Raw genomic sequence first — 7,145 nt, 5'->3', positions numbered from 1 at the left:
TAAGGGGGGGTTTCCGGGGCCAAGCCAGCTCCTACAAGGCTCTTGGCCCGCTGGTAAATTTCTCGCAACAGCTAACGCGGACATAGCCAACTCATTCGCCAAGCAGGCCGAAGGTCTGCCCTTCGAGCCCGCAGGGAGCCGTCAGAAGGCAAAACACGAACATCCAAAGGCGCCCCAGAACCCTTGGAAATCACTCACTGGCACGTTGGACTGCCGCGCCCGATCGTGGCTGTGGGCATGCACGGCGCAGGCGCCGACACACTGGTGCACCTGGGCGGTCAACGGCGCGGCGGGTTTCCAGTGACCGGGAACCCTGGCCACCGGCGACCAGTCGGGCAGCACCGGCAGTTGCGGTGGGCCCAGCTTGTCGAACTCGCCGGCCGCGTACACCACCTTGCCGTCCACCACCGTCAGCACCGACTCGATCCACTTGATGGCTTCGTCCTCGACGCTGAAGAAATCCGCCGACAGGGCCGCCAGGTCGGCCAACTGGCCCACCTTGATCTGGCCCTTCTTGCCCTGCTCGCTGGAGAACCAGGCACTGCCGTGGGTGAACAGCTGCAGCGCGGTGTCGCGGGACAGGCCCTGGGGATACAGCTCCAGGCCGCCCACAGTCTTGCCGCTGACCAGCCAGTAGAGCGAGGTCCAGGGGTTGTAGCTGGACACGCGGGTAGCGTCAGTGCCGGCACCCACTGGCACACCTTCGGCCAACATGCGCTGGATCGGCGGGGTCTGCTCGGCGGCCTTGGCGCCGTAGCGGTCGACGAAGTACTCGCCCTGGAAGGCCATGCGGTCCTGGATGGCGATGCCGCCGCCCAGGGCGCGCACGCGCTCGATGTTCTGCGGGCTGATGGTTTCGGCGTGGTCGAAGAACCAGGGCAGGCCGTTGAACGGGATGTCACGGTTGACCTTCTCGAACACGTCGAGCATGCGCGAGATGGATTCGTTGTAGGTGGCGTGAAGGCGGAACGGCCAGCGCTGTTCCACCAGGTGGCGCACCACCGGTTCCAGCTCCTGCTCCATGCTCGGCGCGAGGTCCGGGCGCGGTTCGAGGAAGTCCTCGAAGTCGGCGGCGGAGAACACCAACATCTCGCCGGCGCCGTTGTGGCGGAAGAAGTCGCTGCCGTCGCCGGGTTTGACCTGCTTGCTCCAGTTCTGGAAGTCGGCCAACTCTTCCTTGGGCTTCTGGGTGAACAGGTTGTAGGCGATGCGCACGCTGAGCTGGCCCTGCTTGGCCAGTTCCTGGATCACCTGGTAGTCGTCCGGGTAGTTCTGGTAGCCGCCGCCGGCATCGATGGCACTGGTCAACCCCAAGCGGTTGAGCTCACGCATGAACTGGCGGGTGGAGTTGACCTGGTACTCCAGCGGCAGCTTCGGCCCTTTGCTCAGGGTCGAGTAGAGGATCATCGCGTTGGGCCGGGCGATCAGCATGCCGGTGGGTTCGCCGCTGGCGTCGCGCTGGATCTCGCCACCGGGCGGATTGGGTGTATTGCGGTTGTAGCCGACCACCTTGAGTGCGGCACGGTTGAGCAGGGCGCGGTCGTAGAGGTGGAGGACGAACACCGGGGTGTCCGGCGCGGCCTTGTTCAGCTCGTCCAGCGTGGGCATGCGTTTCTCGGCGAACTGGAACTCGTTCCAGCCGCCGACCACCCGCACCCACTGCGGCGAGGGGGTGCGATCAGCCTGGTCTTTCAGCATGCGCAGGGCATCGGCCAGCGAGGGCACGCCTTCCCAGCGCAACTCCAGGTTGTAGTTGAGGCCGCCACGGATCAGGTGCAGGTGCGAGTCGTTGAGGCCGGGGATGACGGTGCGCTTGTTCAGATCGATGACCTGGGTAGCGTCGCCGCGCAGGGCCATGGCTTCGGCGTCGCTGCCGACGGCGAGGAACTTGCCTTCCTTGATGGCCACCGCGCTGGCGGTGGGCCGTTCGCGGTCGACGGTATGGAAACGGCCGTTGAACAGGATCAGGTCAGCTTTCATGTCGTTCCTCGATGGGCTGGCGAAGGTCGCGCCGCCACTGCCGGCAAATGGCAGGGCAGACCACAGGGCGCCGGTGGCGCCCAGCACGGAGCTGGTGGCCAGGAATCGGCGACGGCTCTTGTCGGAGGGGTCTTGGCTCATGAGCGGTTCCTCGGTCGGTGGGCGCCGGAGCGGTGGCACAGGTCGGACCACGAGCATGCCGTGCCCCGGCGAAAGTCGATTGCACATAGGTACTGTCTCGCACTGGAACAGCCGTACTAGAAGGCTTCCGGCTCACCCAACTCATGCAACGAGCGCGACATGTGCTGGTAGATGTGATTGCGTAGCCAGCGCTCGGCCGGGTCATTGTCATGCGCGCCACTCCAGACCATGGAGAGTTCGGCAGGGGCGATTGGAAATGGGGGATCCTCGGCACGCAGGCAGGTGCCTTCCACCAGCGCGCAGGCGGCGTAGTCGGGCACGGTGGCGATCAGCTCGGTGCGCGCCAGCAACGAGCGCAGGCCACTGAACTGTGGCACCGCCAGCACCACGTTACGGCTGCGCTCCACCCGCTGCAGGTCCAGGTCGATGTTGCCGCACAGGTCCCCGGAGAAGGACACCATGGCATGGGGCCGCTCGCAGTAATCGTCCAGGGTCAGTGGCTCAGGCCGGTCGTCGCCACGCAACACCTTGCAGGGGATGTCCCGCAGCTTGCGGCGCTTGGCATTGGCCGGCAGGTCCTGGGTGTAGCTGACTCCCACGGAAATCTCCCCGGAGGCCAGCAGCGAGGGGATCAGCAGGTAGTTCACCCGGCGCACCACCACCTTGATACTTGGCGCCTCTTCGCGCAGCCGCCGCAGCAGGTCGGGAAACAAGCCGAACTCGGCATCGTCGGAGAGGCCGATGCGGAACACCTCTCGACTGCTGGAGGGGTCGAACTCCCGGGCACGGCTCACAGCTCCGGAAATGGCATCCAGCGCCGGACGCAGTTCCTTGAGGATGGCCTGCGCCCTGGGCGTCGACTCCATGCCGCGTCCCTGGCGGATCAGCAACGGGTCATCAAAGAGATCGCGCAAGCGCGCCAGCGAGGCGCTCACCGCGGACTGGCCCAGGAAGAGCTTCTCAGCCACGCGCGTCACGTTCTTCTCGAACATCAGGGCTTCGAACACCACCAGCAGGTTGAGATCGACGCGGCGCAATTCGTTTCGGTTCATGGAGCCATCCTGGTGGAGGAATCGGTGTCGTGGTGATGGGGTGGGTCTGGCAGGAATTTCCAGGCTCGATTGAATGTAGGCCATGGCCAGCAGCACGGCAGTGCCAGGTTGGCAGTCGAACACCCGTTCATCACCGGTGCGCGCACGCGGCCGCATGGGCAGACGTGCGCCCGGCTCTCGACGAATGGCTTTATCTTGTCACGTGGAGACTGGGCGACAACCGCGCGGCGGGGCCGGGTACGGACATCGAAGTGCCCAATGCGGACACGCGCTCACTCAGCTGAACTGCAGGCGGTACTGCAAGGGGGTCAGCCCCAGCCGCTCGACGAAGCGCTGGCGCATCAGTCGTACGCTGCCAAAGCCGCTGCGGAAGGCGATGGTCTTCAGTGGCAGATCACTGGACTCGAGCAGGCTACGGGCCTGGTCGATACGGGCATTCTGCAGGAACTCCATGGGCGTCATCTGCACTTCGCGGGCGAACAGACGGGCGAAGTGGCGCGGACTCATGGCGGCGATCTCGGCCATCCGCGCGATGCTGAATGACTCGTCAAGGTGCTCCAGCACGTAGTTCTGAACCCGACCGATGGGCGTCTCATGGGTGGTGATGTTGGCCACCAACGGGCTGAACTGAGCCTGCCCGCCCTGCCGGCTCATGACCACCAGCAGCACCTTGGCGACGTCCAGGGCGACCTTGCGGCCATGGTCCAGGGCCACCATGGACAGCGCCAGGTCGATGCCGGCGGTGACACCACCCGAGGTCACGAGGCGGCGGTCCTCGAGGAAGATCTGGTCGGTCTCCACACGCGCCTTGGGGAAGGCCTTGATCAGGCGCTCCGTGTAATGCCAGTGGGTGGTCACCCGATAGCCGTCCAGCAGGCCGGCATGGCCGAGGATGAAGGTACCGGTACAGATGGAGCCATAACGCCCGACCCGCTCGCTCGCGCCGCGCAGCCAGCTCAGTAGCTCGGGATGCTGGTGGTTGTAGGCACCGGGGCCACCGGGTACCAACAGCAGGTCGTAGCTGCCCGTGGCCTGTTCGAGGGTGAACTCCGCCTGCATCAGCGCGCCGTTGGACGCACGCAGGGGGCCGGATTCGGTGCCAATGATGGTGATGCGGTAGTGCTTGTCCGGTGCCAGATAGCGATTGGCGATCGAGAAGACTTCCAGAGGGCCGGCGATGTCCAGGAGCAGGAAGTCCGGATACAACACCATCGCTATGTTTTTCATGGACTTAGGCATACCAAGGCGGGACAGGGAGGAGCATGGGGGAAGACGTGGTGGGACGCAATTGCGAGTTCACGGCACGCAACCAGATCGACATTCTTCCGCTCGACGCCTGGCCGACAGCCGGATGGGGATTGCGCAACCAATCCCCGCCGCCGCTGTCCATAATGGTGCGCTCCGTCAGCGCCTCCGGGAGGCCACTTGTTCGCTGTATCCGCTCGTACATTGCTTCACCAGACCATTCTCGCCCTGTCCTTCATGTCCACCGCTGCCCTCGCCTGCCCCGCCGGGCAATCGCAGGTGTGCGTGGTGACCTGCTTCTGTGCGCCAGGTGCCCAGGGCGATATGGCGCCGCTGCTGGAAAGCGTCAACCAAGTGGCCGCCACCAGCCTGCAGCAGTGGATTGTGCAATCTCGAAGCAACATGCTTGCCACCCAGTTGCAGCCGATTCCGCTGCATATCCGCGCGCAGCTGGAGCCCTACTACGACCTGCGGGTGCTGGACACGGCGCGCTACAAGGTGGGCGTCGACACAGAGATGAATGCCGCCAACACCCTGATGCAGAACCCCGACGTGGAAGCGGTGACCCTGGTGGACGTGATCGTCTTCCGCAACGAGGACGACGCGCAGAACAACGTCGCGCTGTGGGCCCACGAACTCCACCACGTGAAGCAATACCTGGACTGGGGCGTGGCAGATTTCGCCCGCCGCTACACCCGCGACTACGACGCGGTAGAAGCACCGGCCTACAAGATCCAGGGCGAAGTGGCGCGGGCGCTCAAGCCGACGGTGGCGAGTAGCGGCAAGGCACTCTGAACCAGGTTGCTGGTGGCTTGGGCGGGGATGACGATGGTGGGCTTCAACCCACGCAGTAGCACGGCCACGAAGGCGTCACCCATGCCGAAATATCATCGAGGCATGACGAAAAATGAGTTGTCCGACAATCCCCTCTAGCCCCATTTTGTCGCTCTAGATTGGGCCCTTGCGCCCCGTAGAAACCCTTGAACAAGAACAAAAGGGGATGTAGATGCGTGCAGAATCGGGCCTGTTCAAGGGCCTCAATCCCACGGTGACGCTCGGCTCGGTGCTGATTGTGATCACCTTCGTCGTGAGTTGTGTGCTGCAGGCCGAACAGGCGGGAGACGTGTTCAAGGCCACTTCCAGCTTCGTCCTGCAGCAGTTCAAGTGGTTCTACCTGGCCCTGGTCACGGGCGTGCTGGGGCTGCTGATCTACCTGGCCATGAGCCGCTTCGGGCATATCAAGCTCGGGCGTGACGAGGACGAGCCCGAATTCAGCTTCGGTTCCTGGATTGCCATGCTGTTCAGTGGCGGCATGGGCATCGGGCTGATCTTCTGGTCAGTGGCCGAACCCATGTCCCACTACGCCGGCAACCCCTTCGCCCAAGGGCTGAGTGACGAAGCCGCCACGACCGCCATGCGCATCACCCTGTTCCATTGGGGTCTGCATCCGTGGGCAATCTTCACCATCGTCGGCCTGGCGCTGGCCTACTTTGCCTATCGCAAGGGCCTGCCGCTGACCATGCGCTCGATTCTCTACCCGCTGATCGGCGAACGCATCCATGGGCCGCTCGGCCATGCTGTGGATATCACCGCCGCCGTGATCACGGCCTTTGGCGTATCCCTTTCCCTGGGCATGGGGGTGGTGCAGATGAACACAGGCCTGGCCCAGGTGTTCGATCTACCGGTGAACCTCAATGTGCAGGTGGGCCTGGTGATTGCCATCAGCCTGGTCACTACCCTTTCCGTGATGGCCGGCGTGTCCCGCGGCATGAAGATTCTCTCGGAGTGGAACATGATCCTCTCCGTCGTCCTGGTGGCCGCCGTGCTCTGCCTGGGGCCGACCCGTTACATCCTCAACCTCATGCTGGAAAGCACCGGCGACTACGCACAGAACATCATGCACCTGAGCTTCTGGAGCGACGCCCAGAAGGACGACGGCTGGCAGAACCTGTGGACCGCGTTCTACTGGTCCTGGTGGCTGACCTGGGGTCCCTTCGTCGGCCTGTTCATCGCGCGGATATCCAAGGGCCGTACCGCTCGCGAGCTGATCGTCGGTGCGCTGCTGGTGCCGACCCTGGTCACCATTGTCTGGATGTCGGTGTTCGGCGGATCGGCACTCAAGGCCGAACAGGAAGACCGCCTCCAGCACGAGCAGCGCGTCGCCGCTGGCGAGCTGACCGGCCTTCAGGCCGAGTTCAAGGGCGGCAGCGTGCTGCAGGCCACCCAGCGGGAAACCACCTCGGCCATGTTCGTGCTGATGGACCGAATTGATACGGGGCTGCTGGGCAAGGCGCTGAGCATCCTGATCTGCATCCTTCTGGCGACCTATTTCATCACCTCGGCAGACTCCGGCACCCAGGTGCTCTGCACGCTCAACTCCAACGGCAGCGTCGATCCTCCCAAGAGCATCCGCCTGGTCTGGTGCGTGCTCCAGGCCGGTATCGCCATTGCCCTGCTGCTGGCTGGCGGGCTGACGGCGATCCAGATGGCCAGCATCGCCGCCGGGTTGCCCATCGCGCTGTTCGTCCTGCTGCTCAGCTACACGCTGATGCGCTGCCTGCGCGAAGAGCCGCTGGGCGCCCTGCCCGGCCATCCGGGCGGACGTCGCCTCACCGGACAGGCGCCCCACCTGGTGGACGCCCTCGCCAGCGGCCAGACCCAGCGCAACGCCGACCCAGCGGGCGCCCTCACTGCGCGTAAACAGGTCTGACTCGCCGCGATGCGAAA

5 protein-coding genes are annotated in these 7,145 nt (G+C 64.5%); 2 read left to right on the top strand and 3 right to left on the bottom strand.

Going from position 1 to position 7,145, the window contains the following annotated elements; all coding sequences use genetic code 11:
- Positions 1-141: 141 nt before the first annotated feature.
- From AAHM40_RS19730 to AAHM40_RS19720, 3 genes are all read right to left on the bottom strand, one after another.
- Positions 142-1,980, bottom strand: a complete 1,839-nt coding sequence (locus AAHM40_RS19730; RefSeq protein WP_342246148.1) for an amidohydrolase — start codon at positions 1,978-1,980, stop codon at positions 142-144.
- A 257-nt stretch (positions 1,981-2,237) separates the two neighbouring features.
- On the bottom strand, positions 2,238-3,173 hold the full coding sequence (locus AAHM40_RS19725; protein ID WP_342246146.1) for a LysR family transcriptional regulator: 936 nt from the start codon (positions 3,171-3,173) through the stop codon (positions 2,238-2,240).
- A 276-nt stretch (positions 3,174-3,449) separates the two neighbouring features.
- On the bottom strand, positions 3,450-4,400 hold the full coding sequence (locus AAHM40_RS19720; RefSeq protein ID WP_342246145.1) for a GlxA family transcriptional regulator: 951 nt from the start codon (positions 4,398-4,400) through the stop codon (positions 3,450-3,452).
- A gap of 198 nt (positions 4,401-4,598) precedes the next feature.
- On the opposite strand from AAHM40_RS19720, the gene AAHM40_RS19715 reads away from it, so the two are divergent.
- Both AAHM40_RS19715 and AAHM40_RS19710 read left to right on the top strand, forming a co-directional pair.
- Entirely contained in the window at positions 4,599-5,213 is a 615-nt protein-coding gene (locus AAHM40_RS19715) for an eCIS core domain-containing protein (protein ID WP_342246144.1), read from the top strand.
- A gap of 211 nt (positions 5,214-5,424) precedes the next feature.
- The gene (locus AAHM40_RS19710; protein ID WP_342246143.1) at positions 5,425-7,128 is read left to right on the top strand and encodes a BCCT family transporter; all 1,704 of its coding nucleotides are present in this window, start codon (positions 5,425-5,427) and stop codon (positions 7,126-7,128) included.
- Positions 7,129-7,145 lie beyond the last annotated feature (17 nt).

This window comes from Pseudomonas sp. OTU5201 (assembly GCF_038440135.1).
GTDB lineage: Bacteria > Pseudomonadota > Gammaproteobacteria > Pseudomonadales > Pseudomonadaceae > Metapseudomonas > Metapseudomonas resinovorans.
Note: the sequence above shows the minus strand (reverse complement) of the source record. Positions and strands in the feature narration are given on the sequence as shown.